Source organism: Nitrosophilus alvini (genome assembly GCF_015100395.1).
GTDB lineage: Bacteria > Campylobacterota > Campylobacteria > Campylobacterales > Nitratiruptoraceae > Nitrosophilus > Nitrosophilus alvini.
On record NZ_AP022847.1, the window covers coordinates 1,114,377 to 1,128,534 of the forward strand.

The 14,158-nt window shown below is 38.2% G+C and carries 13 protein-coding genes; 3 read left to right on the plus strand and 10 right to left on the minus strand.

The window, feature by feature from the left end; genetic code table 11:
- Nucleotides 1-41 precede the first annotated feature (41 nt).
- Genes lpxD through EPR_RS05770 form a run of 6 tightly spaced genes read right to left on the minus strand, consistent with a single transcriptional unit; the run spans nt 42 to nt 5,791 of the window.
- Nucleotides 42-992, minus strand: coding sequence for a UDP-3-O-(3-hydroxymyristoyl)glucosamine N-acyltransferase (gene lpxD / locus EPR_RS05745; protein ID WP_200762299.1), 951 nt, complete (start codon nt 990-992; stop codon nt 42-44).
- A 4-nt stretch (nt 993-996) separates the two neighbouring features.
- Entirely contained in the window at nt 997-1,467 is a 471-nt protein-coding gene (gene ilvN, locus EPR_RS05750; RefSeq protein ID WP_200762300.1) for an acetolactate synthase small subunit, read from the minus strand.
- 3 nt (nt 1,468-1,470) lie between these two features.
- Entirely contained in the window at nt 1,471-3,171 is a 1,701-nt protein-coding gene (locus EPR_RS05755; protein ID WP_200762301.1) for an acetolactate synthase large subunit, read from the minus strand.
- A gap of 57 nt (nt 3,172-3,228) precedes the next feature.
- Complete coding sequence (locus EPR_RS05760) at nt 3,229-4,134, minus strand: Ppx/GppA phosphatase family protein (protein WP_200762302.1); 906 nt, start codon at nt 4,132-4,134, stop codon at nt 3,229-3,231.
- Between the two features lie 3 nt (nt 4,135-4,137).
- Nucleotides 4,138-5,349 carry a threonine ammonia-lyase gene (gene ilvA, locus EPR_RS05765; RefSeq protein WP_200762303.1) on the minus strand — a complete coding sequence of 404 codons (1,212 nt, stop codon included), beginning with the start codon at nt 5,347-5,349 and terminating at the stop codon, nt 4,138-4,140.
- A 10-nt stretch (nt 5,350-5,359) separates the two neighbouring features.
- Entirely contained in the window at nt 5,360-5,791 is a 432-nt protein-coding gene (locus tag EPR_RS05770) for a CoA-binding protein (RefSeq protein WP_200762304.1), read from the minus strand.
- 97 nt (nt 5,792-5,888) lie between these two features.
- On the opposite strand from EPR_RS05770, the gene EPR_RS05775 reads away from it, so the two are divergent.
- Nucleotides 5,889-7,382 carry a sensor domain-containing diguanylate cyclase gene (locus EPR_RS05775; protein ID WP_200762305.1) on the plus strand — a complete coding sequence of 498 codons (1,494 nt, stop codon included), beginning with the start codon at nt 5,889-5,891 and terminating at the stop codon, nt 7,380-7,382.
- Between the two features lies 1 nt (nt 7,383).
- On the opposite strand, the gene feoB is transcribed toward EPR_RS05775, so the two are convergent.
- The 3 genes from feoB to EPR_RS05790 are packed head-to-tail and all read right to left on the minus strand — an operon-like array spanning nt 7,384 to nt 10,934.
- Nucleotides 7,384-9,480, minus strand: a complete 2,097-nt coding sequence (gene feoB / locus EPR_RS05780; protein WP_200762306.1) for a ferrous iron transport protein B — start codon at nt 9,478-9,480, stop codon at nt 7,384-7,386.
- Complete coding sequence (locus tag EPR_RS05785; protein WP_234697200.1) at nt 9,480-9,698, minus strand: FeoA family protein; 219 nt, start codon at nt 9,696-9,698, stop codon at nt 9,480-9,482. Before EPR_RS05785 ends, feoB begins: the two co-directional genes overlap by 1 nt.
- Before the next feature lie 18 nt (nt 9,699-9,716).
- Nucleotides 9,717-10,934: an OprD family outer membrane porin gene (locus EPR_RS05790; protein ID WP_200762307.1), complete on the minus strand. Its 1,218-nt coding sequence runs from the start codon at nt 10,932-10,934 to the stop codon at nt 9,717-9,719.
- Nucleotides 10,935-11,132: 198 nt separating this feature from the next.
- On the opposite strand from EPR_RS05790, the gene EPR_RS05795 reads away from it, so the two are divergent.
- Entirely contained in the window at nt 11,133-11,642 is a 510-nt protein-coding gene (locus tag EPR_RS05795) for a rhodanese-like domain-containing protein (RefSeq protein ID WP_200762308.1), read from the plus strand.
- A 2-nt stretch (nt 11,643-11,644) separates the two neighbouring features.
- On the opposite strand, the gene trmA is transcribed toward EPR_RS05795, so the two are convergent.
- Nucleotides 11,645-12,754, minus strand: a complete 1,110-nt coding sequence (gene trmA / locus EPR_RS05800; RefSeq protein WP_200762309.1) for a tRNA (uridine(54)-C5)-methyltransferase TrmA — start codon at nt 12,752-12,754, stop codon at nt 11,645-11,647.
- 100 nt (nt 12,755-12,854) lie between these two features.
- On the opposite strand from trmA, the gene glmU reads away from it, so the two are divergent.
- Entirely contained in the window at nt 12,855-14,150 is a 1,296-nt protein-coding gene (glmU, locus tag EPR_RS05805) for a bifunctional UDP-N-acetylglucosamine diphosphorylase/glucosamine-1-phosphate N-acetyltransferase GlmU (protein ID WP_200762310.1), read from the plus strand.
- The last annotated feature ends 8 nt before the right edge of the window (nt 14,151-14,158 follow it).

A 14,158-nucleotide genomic window follows, 5' to 3' on the forward strand; every position in this document is an offset into this window, starting at 1 on the left:
AAACAATTATAAGACCAAACTAAAAGGTTTTTCCTATAGCACTACTCTTTTAGAAGTTTTGAAAGTTTCGCCTGTAGTCTAAGCCACTCTTTGTGAGGCATAAGAGGAAAACCGGAATATACTTTTGAGCCCTCGATCGATTTTGTAACTCCCCCTCTTGCGGCTATAGTTGCAAAATCACCTATCTTCAGATGCCCTGCCGTAGCACTCTGCCCTCCCATAACAACATTTCGTCCAAGGATTGTTGAACCCGATATGCCTACCTGTGATACTATTATAGAGTACTCGCCTATTTCACAATTATGTCCAATCTGAACGAGATTATCTATCTTGACACCTTTTTTGATAACAGTTGAACCAAAAACTGCCCTGTCTATCGTTGTATTGGCTCCTATCTCAACATCATCTTCTATAACCACATTTCCGTTTTGATATATCTTTACATGCGTGCCGTCTTTTTTATGTGCAAAACCAAAACCGTCGCTTCCTATAACGGCTCCTGCATGTATGATGCAGTTTTTGCCTATCTTACAGTCACGATAAACGGTAACATTCGGATATATAAGTGTGCCCTTTTCTATCGTTACATTATCCCCCACGAACACACCCGGCATCAGAGTCACTCCCTTTTTGATAACAGCACCTTTTCCGATATATACGTTTGGAGCGATAGTAACGTTCTCTTCAATTTCAGGCTCTTTTCCATCTTTTTCAAAAGGGGGCTTCGCAAAAAACTTTGTGGCATAAGCAAGGCTTAGATAAGGCTCCTCACTGATTAGTGCAGATACGTTTTCAGGCAGCTCTTTTAGATATTTCTTATTCAAAATTACCGCAGCGGCTTTTGTATCTTTCAACAATTTGAGATATTTGGGATTTTCAAGAAAAGATAGTTGAGAAGAATCGGCCTTGTCCAAACTCTCAATACCCCTTATCTCTCTATCCTCTCCCACAAGTTCCAATTCCAGAGATTTGGCCAATTCACTCAACAACATAGGATTACCTCTCAATTGCAACGACGCCGCTTCTTATAATCTCTTTGGGATTGAAATTTTTAAGAGCGTATATAAAATGGGCTACTCTGGTAGGCTCATCTGCAATCATAACAATAATTCCGTCTTTTCCCACATTTACGATACTTCCGTTATATGCCCTGCATAGAGCCTCCACATCACTCAGTCTCTCTTCAAGAGGGACTTTTGCAAGTACCATCTCTTTTTCTATAAGCTCTTCGTGCTCTATAACCTTCAAAACAGGTATCAGTTTGTTCAGCTGTTTTATAATCTGCTCTATCACTCTGTGACTTCCCGAAGTGACTATAGTAAGCCTTGAGAGCGAAGAGTTGGGTATGGGAGCAACGGTCAAAGTCTCTATATTGTAGCCTCTGCCGGCAAAAAGTCCGGAAATTCTTGAAAGAACTCCATGTTCATTTTTGACGATTACAGATATAACTCTTCTTTCTTTATGCATCTTTTATCCCTCGTCTTTATATTCTAACATCATATTGTAAAGCGAGCCCCCGGCAGGTACCATCGGCAAAACATTCTCATATCTGTCTATTACAACATCTATAAGGGCAACAACTCCTTTGCTTATCGCGTCATCAAGTGCTTCGTCAAACTCCTCTTTTGTTTTTACCCTGTATCCTATCCCTCCGAAACTTTCAGCCAACTTTACGAAATCGGGCTGCATAGAGAGGTCGGTCTCCGCATATCTCTTTTCATAAAAGAAAGTTTGCCACTGTCTGACCATTCCCAGATAGTTGTTATTAAGTATTATATTTATAACGGGCAATCTATATTCCACAGCGGTCATAAGTTCCTGAATATTCATAAGGATCGAGCCGTCTCCGGTAAAGTTTATCGATATCTCTTCCTGAACTCCTCTTTTAACACCTATCGCCGCAGGGAAACCAAAGCCCATAGTGCCTAGCCCACCGCTTGTAATAAGTTCATTCGGTCTGGTAAACGGATAATATTGCGCCGTCCACATCTGATGCTGTCCAACATCTGTGGATATTCTCGCTTTGCCTTTTAGTTTTTCTCCGACTCTTTGTATAACCCACTCCGGTTTTAAAACTTTGTCACTGTCTTCATATTTCAATGGGTGAAGTTCTCCGTACCTTTTCAGTATCTCTCTCCAGCTTTCATATCTGTCGGGATTTATCTGCTCCTTTGCCAGAGGAACCATCTCTTCCAAAACTTTTTTCAAATCACCCACAATAGGATAGTCAACATGAACGAGTTTTCCTATACTACTAGGATCAATATCCACATGAATGATTTTTGCGTATTTTGCAAATTCGGAAAGTTTACCTGTAACCCTGTCGTCAAATCTGGGCCCCAAAGCAATAAGCAGATCAGCTTCGCTCATCGCCATGTTTGCGGCGTATGTTCCGTGCATTCCGACCATACCAAGCAGCATAGGATCATCGTATCTCAATGTACCTCTCGCCATCAGAGTCTCAACCGCAGGTATCTTGGCAGCCGCTACAAACTCTCTTACAAGTTCCGCCGCACCGCTTCTGATAATTCCGCCACCAAGATAAAATACCGGTTTTTTAGCTTCAGCAATAGCCGCAACAGCCTTTTTTATCTGTCTAGGATTGCCTTTGTATGTAGGTTTATAAGTCTCCAATCTTATCTCATCAGGATAATCAAATGGCGCTATCTGAGCCGTTACATCTTTTGGTATATCAACATGTATAGGCCCGGGTCTGCCGCTTTTCGCAAGATAAAAGGCCTCTTTCAATATAAAGGGAAGCTCTTTTGCGTCTTTAACCAAGAAGTTGTGTTTTGTACACGGCCTACTGATTCCCACCGCATCAATTTCCTGAAAAGCGTCTGTGCCTATCATGGAAATGGGAACCTGTCCGCTTATGACAACAAGAGGTATAGAGTCTGTATAGGCAGTTGCAAGACCCGTTACCGCATTTGTAAATCCAGGACCGGATGTAACAAACGCTACACCTGTTTTACCCGTAGCTCTTGCATAGCCGTCTGCTGCATGAACCGCTGCCTGCTCATGCCTTGTCAAAATATGCTGGAAATATTTATGCTTGTATATCTCATCGTAAACATTCATTATCGCACCGCCGGGATATCCGAAAACAACTTCGACTCCCTCCTTGCGCATTGCTTCAACAACCATCTGTGCGCCGCTGATCTGCTGCATCTTGTCTCCTAAAGTTAAACATTATCAATTAGCCGTAATTTTACCTAAAAAAACCCTTTAACCCAACTTTTTTTGGCAATTAATTAGAGCAACTCCCTCTCTTAAACCGTCGTCACATACAGTAACTTCATCAAATCCGCTGACTTTCAGCAGCTCTTTAAGTATATGAATTCCTGCCGTTATCAGGTCCGCTCTGCCCTCTCCTACTATCTCTTCTCTCTTTTTAAACGAAAGTGACTCCAATTTTCGTAAAGCTTCATCAAGATCGACCGGATAAAGAACGGTTCCGTTGATTTTTTCGGGATCATACGTATCATATGTCAATCCCAGTTTTAATGCGGCCAAAGTAGTAGGTGTTCCGCCTGTTGCCACAAACTCTTTCGGAATGCCGAAAAGCTCGTATATATCATCAATAAAAATTCTCATTGAGGATATCTTTCTTCTGATTCCAATGAGCATACTCTCTTTTGATTTGTACTGCTGTGCCGTTGTAACGATACCTATATCAAAACTTTCGGTAACTACTCCCTCCTTGTGATACATAATAAGTTCCGTAGAGGCACCGCCTATATCCGCAACCAGAAATTTTTCCGCTTTTTTGCCAAGCTGAATCAATCTGTGCTTTACCGCATATACCGTAAAAACGGCCTCTTCATCAGAAGAGATTATCTTAAATTCTATTCCTGTTTTTGTTTTTATCTCTTCTATAACAGATTTGGCGTTTTCGGCTTTTCTAAATGCAGCGGTGGCAACCGCCTCTATATCGTCATCGAAATCGATTTTCTCTTTTGCTTCAATTATGGCGTCGATTATCCTTTGTGTAGCTTCTTTGGATATGATACCTGTTAAATAAAGCTTATCAGCCGTTCTTACGGTTTTTTCAAATTCATCAGTTTTTTTAAGTGTTTCACAGTCAAACTTTACAATACGCAGGGTATTAGAACCAAGATCAATTGCTATCAATTTCTACTTCTCCTCATAAAATCTATACCCCTGTTTTGTCAAAAGTTCTCTGATCTCCTCTTGATGCTCTTTTCCTTTTGTCTCAAGGGCGATACTCACATTCGCATCACCGTAAGCCAGTGAGGCGGAAGTTCTATCGTATCCTATCTGTACAATATTTGCACTTACACTTGCCAAAATTTCAGTAAGTTTCATCAGCGAGCCCGGTTTGTCAACAAGAGTAACTATCAATTTCATTTTTCTGTATGATTTTATAAGACCTTTTTCTATAATGACCGAAAGCATTGTCACATCGATATTGCCGCCGCTTAAAATTACTGCAACCCTGCTCTCAGGAGGTAAGTTCAGTTTTTGGTACAAAACAGCGGCGACGCCCGCCGCCCCCGCTCCTTCAACAACCAATTTTCTTGTCTCAAGCAAAAAGAGTATCGCATCGGCAATCTCCTCATCATCCACTTCTACAATCTCATCTACACATTCAAGAAGAATATCAAGGGTAACAGATGATGTATCTCGTACAGCAATACCGTCCGCTATGGTTCTTACATCAATGCTGTCTATAGGTTTGCCTGCGTAAAAGGAGTTTTTCATTGCCGGTGCTCCCGCAGCAGTAACGCCTATGACTTTCGTCTTTGGATTCATCTGTTTTATAGCACTTCCTATACCGGCTATAAGCCCGCCACCGCCGACAGGGACAACTATAGCATCCAAACTCTCTATATCTTCAAATATCTCAAGAACTATAGTACCCTGACCGGCCATTACATCTTCATCAGCAAAAGGATGGATAAAAGCCAGATTTTTCTCTTCTGCATATTTGCGTGCAAAAAGATAAGCCTCATCATAATTTGCCCCGCTTAAAATCACTTCCGCACCGTATGACTTGACTCCGTTCACTTTAGTAAGCGGCGTATTTTCCGGCATAACTATAGTTGCAGGAATATTGAAATATTTTGCACTCAAAGCCACACCCTGAGCGTGATTGCCTGCACTCGCAGCTACAACCCCTCTCTCTTTGGCTTCGTCACTTAATCTTGATATTTTGTAAAAAGCACCTCTGATTTTAAATGCTCCGGTAACCTGAAGATTTTCTTTTTTTAAAAATATTTCATAGCCGCTTTTTACGCTGAGCTGGGGAGCATATGCGAAAGGCGTTTTTACCGCAATTTTTGAAACTATATTTCTTGCATCTTCAATCTTTTTCAAATCTATCATCAAAAACCTTTCAGGCAAAAAGAATTTTATGTTCTATCATGGCACACATATTCTGCACGGCTTCTATACCGGCATTTTTAGCTTTTGCGGCAGCTTCATTGTTCACTATCTCTTTTTGCATCCAGACAACTTTTACATCACCTCTTTTGATTGCGCTTTCCACTATTGCCGTAACGGCTTCGGATTTTCGGAAAATATCTATCATATCGATACGCTCTGGAATCTCTTCAAGAGATCGGTAAACTTTTTCTCCCAAAATCTCACCGCCTTTTGGATATACGGGAATTATTTTATATCCTTGCTCCTGCAGGTATTTCGCAACTCTGTGGCTATCTTTTAGAGGATTTGGGGACAATCCTACAACAGCAATAGTTTCAACATCTTCAAATATCTTTTTGATAGTTTTTTTATCTGCATTTATACTCGGAATTTCACATTCCATATACAATCCTTCTTAAATGCTTTATATAAAATTGGGTAAGTATATCAAATATAGCGTAAAGAGCCAATTAAGGTAGAAAGGAATATAATATTTTATTATGATTACTTATAACAGAAGAAGAGTCGAAAGTGAAATAAAAGAGCTCTTCAAAAACAGATTCGCCATACTTATTATTCTGATAATTGCTATATTTTTTTTCATATACACTTTTATATACGGTATAAAAAAACAGGAAGTTGAACGTATTCTTTCAAAAGAACTGAGAAGCGAAAAAGAGAAAATCACACTTCAGATAAATACTCTGTATGCCAGTACACGAATGCTTTATGAGCTTATGCTGGACAAAGAAATAAAAAAAATACTTTCAAAAGCTGAAACGGATCCGGTAATCGCAAGAACTCTTCTATATAAAAAATTGTTGAAAAATTACAAAATTTTAAAAAAATACGGTTTAAGACAACTCCATTTTCATACTCCGGACGGCAGATCTTTTTTGAGATTTCACAAACCTCAAAAATATGGAGACAATCTTTATGATTTCAGATATTCTGTCAATTATGTAATGAAAAATAAAAAGCCTGTTTATGGATTTGAGATAGGAAGATATCATGGCGGATTTAGGAATATTTTTCCTATATTCTCGGAATCAAAAAAATATCTCGGAAATATGGAAATATCTTTTTCCTTTGAAATAATAAGAAAAAATCTGGAAAAACCGCTCAATTACTATTTTATGATACTGGATAAAAACATTGTAATGCAAACGGTGCCAAAAAGCGAATTTTATCACTACAGAATATGCTACCTCAATCCCAATTTTCTGATAGAAGAGACAAACAGCGAAAAATGCAAAATTATAAAAAAACTGGGGCTTAGACTGGAAAATCCGGATTATTTGGAAAAGGCCATCTATAAAGAAAAAAACGGCAAAGACTATATTATCTCATTTATACCTATCGAATCGATAAGCGGTGCAAAAAACGGCTATATAGTAAATATAAAACTTGACAATAAAGAAATTATCAAAAATGAAGAAAATTTCAAAAGAACAACTTATCTGCTTATTCTTCTGACAACCATTACAATCCTGGTGCTTTTTATAGTAAAGAAACTTTTAAACGTACGCTCACAGGCACATATTGACGAATTGACACAGACTTTTAACAGAAGAGGCTGCCAAAATGAAATAAAAAAATTCATAAACAGCGGTAAAAACAGTCTGATACTCTTTGACATAGACAACTTTAAAACAATCAATGACAGATTTGGCCATCAAACAGGTGATGAAGTATTGAAAAAAATAGCTGAAATCGTCAAAAGATATATTCGTAAAGATGACATACTATGCAGATTCGGAGGAGAAGAGTTTCTTGTTTTTCTCCCCGAAACCTCTTTTGAAGACAGTGTTGTCATAGCTGAAAAACTTAGAAGCGTTATAGAAAACAGCCATTTTGGAAAAGCGGGCAAAGTAACTGCCAGCTTTGGCATATCTGCTCAAAAAAATAAAGAGAGCCTGGAAAAACTCTTTATGGTTGCAGATAAAAAACTGTATGAAGCAAAAAAGGCGGGGAAAAACAGAGTTGTTTACTAAGTTACAACCCTGCCGCTTTTAAAATGTTATATACCGCAAACGCCATGAGCCATGCAAGGACATTTGGATATATCGTATAAAAACTTCTCCACGCCCATTGCGGTACTTCCGCATAAAACGTACTCATAGCCGCTACACACGGCGAATAGATCATTATGATGACTATAAGTGCAACCGCCGTTTTAATATCGATATTTTCTCTAAGCTTTGAGATGAGTGTAGAACTTGTCTCATCCGCTTCGCCTACGGCGTACAGAGTCGCAAGAGTGGATACAACTACCTCTTTTGCAGCTAGTCCGCTTATAGTGGCAACCGACATTCTCCAATCAAATCCGATAGGTTCGAAAACAGGCTCTATGGCTTTTCCGATTTGGCCCAAATAGCTGTTTTCCAGAAGCTTTGCTGCAAGTTCATTTTGTAACTGAACTTTTTGTTCTTCAGTACCGGCATGTTCAATTTTTTCTTCATATTGATTTACTATAGTTTCATTTACAGGATAAGAGCTCAAAAACCAGATTATCATAGCTGCACCGGCTATAAAAGTACCTGCTTTTTTCAAAAATAGTTTGGTTTTGATCCATAACTCCATAGCCAGAGACTTTACAGAGGGAAATCTATACGGCGGCATCTCCATAACAAACGGTTCAGGTTCTCCCTTGAAAAGTACCATTCTTAGTATTTTGGCAACTATAAGGCCCAATATCGCTCCCCCTATATATATTGCAAAAAGTACGTTTCCGGCATTTTGAGTAGGGAAAAAAGCCGCAATCAGCAGTACATAGACAGGAAGTCTCGCATTACAGTTCATAAATCCGAGAACAAGCATCGTTATGAGTCTGTCTTTAGGATTTTTGAGCGTCCTTGCCGCCATATATGCGGGAACGGTACATCCAAAGCCACTAACAAGAGGAATAAACGCTTTTCCTTGCAATCCGAACTTTTTCAAAAAACCGTCAAGCAAAAACGCTGCTCTTGCCATATAACCTGTTTGTTCAAGTAGATTTATACCCAAAAAAAGTATAAGAATATTGGGCAAAAACATAATAACCGCACTTACTGCAGGTATTATCCCATCCGTAATGACGGAATTTAGAGCTCCCTGGGGCAATATACCTTTAAGCCAGAAAGCAAAATTGGTAAACGCCTCGTCTATATATTCCATAGGAATCGAACCCACTTCGAAAGTTACCTGAAATAGTCCCCACATAAAAAAAAGAAATATCGGCAGTCCCAAAACCGGATGGATGAGAAATTTATCTATCTTGTCGGTAATGCTCTCTTTAGAGACACTTTTAAGTACCTGCATAACGATACTCTTTGCAAGTGCGTTTCTCTCATACGCAAGTACATCCGCAACACTCTCTTCATCAAATTCGATTTTAAGTTTTTTGTAACTCTCTCCTAACGCTTCATGAAACTCTATGAAAATCGGAAGGTCGTGAATTATTTTGTAAACATCTTCATCTTTCTCCAAAAGCCTTATGATATAAAATCTGGCTAAATCTTTGTCATTGAAGTGAGGAGATTTTAAAAGAATATGTGAAAGTTTTTCAATCTCTTCCTCGATTTTCTCATCATAGTATACTTTCGGTTTGAATCTAGATGTATTGTAAACTTCAATGATTTTGTCTACTATTTCATCAACCCCTCGTTGCTCTTTTGCAGAAGTTAGAATCACAGGAATACCCAAAAGCTTCGAAAGCTTCTCTGCATCAACACTTCCGCCTCTGCTTTCAATTTCGTCGATCATATTGACGACGAGTATAGTCTTTTTGCGCATATCCAGAAGTTGAAGAGTAAAAATCAGATTTCTTTGCAGAGTATTTGCATCAACTACATTTATCAACAGATCATACTCTTCATTCATCAGATAGTTTTTCGTTACATGTTCCTCGGGAGTATAGGCATTCAAAGAGTAGATCCCAGGTAAATCGACAATATCTATATCATATTGATCTTTTTTTATGAAAACCTCTTTTTTTTCTACTGTAACGCCTGCAAAATTTCCAACATGAAGCCTTGCACCGCTTATAGAATTTATGATAGACGATTTACCCACATTGGGCTGACCCACCATAGCTACTTTTATCTTTCGCATCATTTATCCTCTAATAATATGGAGTCAGCTTCCTCACGCCTCAAAGCTACTCGCGTATTGTCAACCTCTACTTCCCAAGTCTGTTTTTTTAATGTATGATCAAGAAGTTTTATCACATTGCCTTTTGCAATTCCCATAGCTATTAATCTACTTTTTACAGGTTCTAAAGCAGTAATTTTTTTTATAACAGCACTTTCTCCTATTTTCATTTCAGACACTTTTTTCAATTTCCGCTCCTAAAATCTGTATTTTACTAACATTCTGAATTGATTATAATCCGTATCGCTTTGTGTTTTGTCGTCTACTGCTGCAAAAGCCGATTCTATTTCTATGTTTTCAGTCAGATTCGCAACTATATATGCATCTGTTTCCGCAGTATGATATACTGAGTTATCGCCGGCCTTGAACTCTCCGCGATAAAATCCAACAGAAATATTATCATAAACTTCATACTCTCCTCCAAAGGTATATGCTTCGGCATTTTCATCGGCGACCGCATCAATGGTTTGATCTTCCATGGAGGTGAAAAACGGACCGCCTCCAAAACTGAACATAGAAGAGGAAGAGCCAAACTCTCTGTTATAAGCAATACCGAGTCTCAGCCCTATGCTCTCAAATGATATTTCTGCCGCAGCACCCACTGTTTTGGTATCTATCTCTCCTGCCAGCCTCTCACCCGTTGAAAGTGCCCTGTCAAGTTGCATAGATATGGAGATATCGGTATCGTAAGCAATCATTTTGTTGTAAGTAGCTTCCATATATACTATATTCGCCACATTATCTATATTGTAAAACCAGATCTGCATAGGAAGATAGTAAAGGCCCGAATATTCGGCACCAAGTATACTTATCGCCGTATTACCCTTTTCCACTCCCAAAACATCGGAAATTTTCACAAATCTTTTTGCATCCGTACCGTTTTCCCATCCTGCCATTTTGTCTATATATATCATAAAAATATCGAAATTCTCAAAAGAACTGTTTTTCAAAAGAGCCCCTTCGAAAAGATTTGGAACCATTCTGATATCGTCACTGTCAGCATGAGGCGTATCAATTATTTGTCTTCCTACTTTTAAAAACGTATTTTTTAATGTGTATTGAATATAAGCTTCACCTAACATCGCGAAAGATTTCTTGTTCGAATCGAAGAAATCTCCGTTTTTGTTTTTCTCATTTAAACCGAAATCCTGAACGGTATAAAATGCAGCACCTGCCTGTAAACCGTTCAAAGCAAAAGTTTTTATATGCAGATGCCCGCCCAAAGCGAAAGCTTTTGAATCTATTTCATTTTTTGCATCAAAGTTTATGTATCCGGCTCTTATCTCGCCGTTTAGATGCTGCATTAAATCAACTTCAGAGAGCTTTTTTCTGACGCTTTCAAACTCTCCGAAAGAGAGCACGTCAGACCAAAGCATCGAAACTAAACAGAAAAATATGTAAAAACCTTTTTTCACCGATCTTCTCCTTTATAAATCTTTTGAAATAATAACAGAGAAAAACTTACCAAATGCTTAATTATGATAATCATTCTCATTTTTATTTATCTCTTTCCTTTCGTTTTTAATAAAGAAATGAAAATAAGAGTAATGTAAGAACATTTATTGTAATTTTCGTTTGTCGTTATATATCTAAATTCTGCATAGGGGGATAGAATGAGATTTTTTATTGCTTTTGCAATGTTTATATCTCTTTTGTTTGCAGAAGAGAATGTCTATTATGAGGATGATATAACTCCTAAAGAGGCATATTTCATGCAGCAAAACGGAGCAATCCTCATTGATGTCAGGACTCCTGCCGAATTTCTTTACGGCGGGCATGCCCCTGGCAGCATAAATATACCGATTTTTTTCTACCACATCAAACCAAAAGATATAAAATACAGAATAAAATTTTCTCAAATGGAATTAAAGAAAAACAGCGTTTTTGATGCACATAAAATGTATGACATAAATCCTGTTGAAAATGAAAATTTTGCCCAAAATGTTAAAGCTGTAGTAAAAAAATATCCTGGTAAAGCTCTTTTGATTATTTGCAGAAGCGGACAAAGAAGCGCATATGCTGCAAATCTTCTTGCAAAAAAGGGCTACGACGAAGTCTATAACGTATCGGAAGGATTTACCTTCGGGTGGAAAAAAGCCGGACTTCCTTGGGGAGCCGAGTAATCTTAGTCTTTTCTTTTCATAAATACTCCGCACTCAAGATGAGGAGTGTACGGAAACTGGTCAAAAAATGCAAATCTTCTTATTTCATGACTTTTTGACAAAATATCCAAATCTCTTCTCAAAGTTTCTGGATTGCATGAAATATAGACGATATTTTCAAAATTTTTCACAAGCTCTCTCGTAACTTCATCAAGTCCTGCTCTTGGAGGATCTACAAATACCGTTTTTATGTCAAATTCTGAAAGCTTTATATCTTTAAGACGCCTGAACTCTCTCTTTCCTTCAAAAGCTTCACTTATCTCTTCACTGCTCATTCTTACAAACGTTATGTTTTCTATGCCGTTTAGATAACAGTTTTCGCGTGCGGCTTTTATTGAGGTTTTGGAAATTTCCGTAGCAAGAACTTTTTCAAAATACTTCGACATCGGTAATGTAAAGTTCCCTGCTCCGCAATAGAGTTCCAAAAGATCATTCCCTATATCTTTTATATTTTCCACAACCCACTCTATCATCTTTATATTTACATATCCGTTTGGCTGTGTAAAAGCGTTCTCATACTGTCTGTATACAAACTCTTTTCCAAATATTTCAAATCTCTCGGTTACATACTCATTTCCCAAAACGATTTTTTGTTTTCTACTTCTTCCGATAAGGCTTACAGATGCAAGTGTTCTTAGTTTCTCAGCTTCTTTAGTCCACTCATCATCAAGTTTTTTATGATATATGAGCGTAACAAGCAGATCATCTGAGAGAGTGGATAAAAACTCCGCTGCAAAAAGTCTCTCTTTTAAAACTTTTGAGTTTTCTATAAAATCCCTGATCAATGGCATAGCATCGTAAATCCTTTTGTTTACGATCTGACAGGACTCTATAGGAACCGGCCTTTTGTCAAATCCAGTCATGGCGTAAAAGAGTCTTTCGCCATCTTTATAGATCCTGAATTCCGCACGATTTCTGAAATGTGACTCGGGCGATCTGAAAATATCAATTTTTTTATCATATAAAGGTTTGAAAAGCTCTGTATATTTTTTCACTTTTTCTTCAAGCTGCCCTTCATAACCCTTGTCATATATTTTGCAGCTTCCGCATAATCCGAAATATTTACACTCCATACTAATCCTACTTTTATAAGCAATTTGATAGAATTGTACCAAATTAACAGGAAAAGAGGCCTGAACGGCCGGGGATCTGAAATCTATAAAAAGGTTTTTGATGAACGTTTCGATAGCGATTCTGGCAGCAGGAAAGGGAACCAGGATGAAATCTCCGCTCCCGAAAGTGCTGCACAAAATCAGCGGCAAACCGATGATATATCATATTATCAAAGAAGCAAAAAAGATAACAGACGACATAACCCTCATCCTTTATCATGAAGCCGAAAAAGTAAGAGAGAGTATAGAGAAATATTTTGAAAACATCAATTTTGTCATACAAGACCTGGAAAACTATCCGGGAACAGGAGGAGCTCTAAGAGACATAGAGTTCCGACATAATCGTATCCTCGTTCTCAACGGCGATATGCCTCTTATAACAAAAGAGGAGATGGAAAAGTTCTTTGAAACCGATGCAGATATAGTAATGAGTGTGATAAAGCTTCAAAATCCTTCAGGATACGGAAGAGTCGTTATAAGGGACGGCGAAGTCGAAAAAATCGTTGAAGAGAAAGATGCCAATAAAGATACAAAAAGGATAAAAGAGGTAAACGCGGGAGTATATCTTTTTAAAAAGGATATTTTAAAAAAATTTCTGCCAAAAATCTCCAATGACAATGCCCAGAAAGAGTACTATCTAACAGACATCATTTCACTTGCAAAAGATGAAGGGTACTCTATCAAACCTCTCTTTGTGAAAGAGGAGGATTTCAAAGGGGTAAATTCCAAAGCAGACCTCTCCCATGCCGAAGAGATAATGCAGGAGAGGATAAAAACCCGCTGGATGAAAGAAGGCGTAATTATGCACCTTCCCAAAACCATTTTCATCGAAGAGGGAGTAAAATTTGAAGGAGAGTGTGAAATAGAGAGCGGTGTGGTAATAAAAGGAGACACTCACATCTGCAAAAGCATCGTTTTTGCAAATTCGGTCATAGAAGATTCCAAAATCAAATACTCAACTATAGGTCCGATGGCCCGTATCAGACCGGGAAGTGACATAGAAGATTCACACATAGGAAATTTTGTCGAAGTAAAAAAATCGGTCCTCAAAGGCGTTAAAGCAGGGCATCTAAGCTATCTTGGAGACAGCGAAATAGATGAAGGTTCAAACATAGGAGCAGGAACGATAACGTGCAACTACGACGGAAAAGCAAAATACAAAACTATCATCGGCAAAAATGTTTTTGTGGGCAGTGATACACAGCTGATTGCACCGGTAAAGATAGAAGATGACGTTATCATAGCGGCAGGGTCGACTGTAACAAAAGATGTCAAAAAAGGCTCTCTAGCTATAAGCAGGACACCCTTGAAAACAGTAGAAAACTTTTTTTACAAATTTTTCGGCAAAGGGAAGTAGTGGATATT

Excerpts from the sequence above, each read along its gene's own strand:
- lpxD (WP_200762299.1), bottom strand. The coding sequence starts at position 992 with ATGTTGTTGAGTGAATTGGCCAAATCTCTGGAATTGGAACTTGTGGGA.
- ilvN (WP_200762300.1), bottom strand. The coding sequence starts at position 1,467 with ATGCATAAAGAAAGAAGAGTTATATCTGTAATCGTCAAAAATGAACAT.
- EPR_RS05755 (WP_200762301.1), bottom strand. The coding sequence starts at position 3,171 with ATGCAGCAGATCAGCGGCGCACAGATGGTTGTTGAAGCAATGCGCAAG.
- ilvA (WP_200762303.1), bottom strand. The coding sequence starts at position 5,349 with ATGATAGATTTGAAAAAGATTGAAGATGCAAGAAATATAGTTTCAAAA.
- EPR_RS05770 (WP_200762304.1), bottom strand. The coding sequence starts at position 5,791 with ATGGAATGTGAAATTCCGAGTATAAATGCAGATAAAAAAACTATCAAA.
- EPR_RS05775 (WP_200762305.1), top strand. The coding sequence starts at position 5,889 with ATGATTACTTATAACAGAAGAAGAGTCGAAAGTGAAATAAAAGAGCTC.
- feoB (WP_200762306.1), bottom strand. The coding sequence starts at position 9,480 with ATGCGAAAGATAAAAGTAGCTATGGTGGGTCAGCCCAATGTGGGTAAA.
- EPR_RS05795 (WP_200762308.1), top strand. The coding sequence starts at position 11,133 with ATGAGATTTTTTATTGCTTTTGCAATGTTTATATCTCTTTTGTTTGCA.
- trmA (WP_200762309.1), bottom strand. The coding sequence starts at position 12,754 with ATGGAGTGTAAATATTTCGGATTATGCGGAAGCTGCAAAATATATGAC.
- glmU (WP_200762310.1), top strand. The coding sequence starts at position 12,855 with ATGAACGTTTCGATAGCGATTCTGGCAGCAGGAAAGGGAACCAGGATG.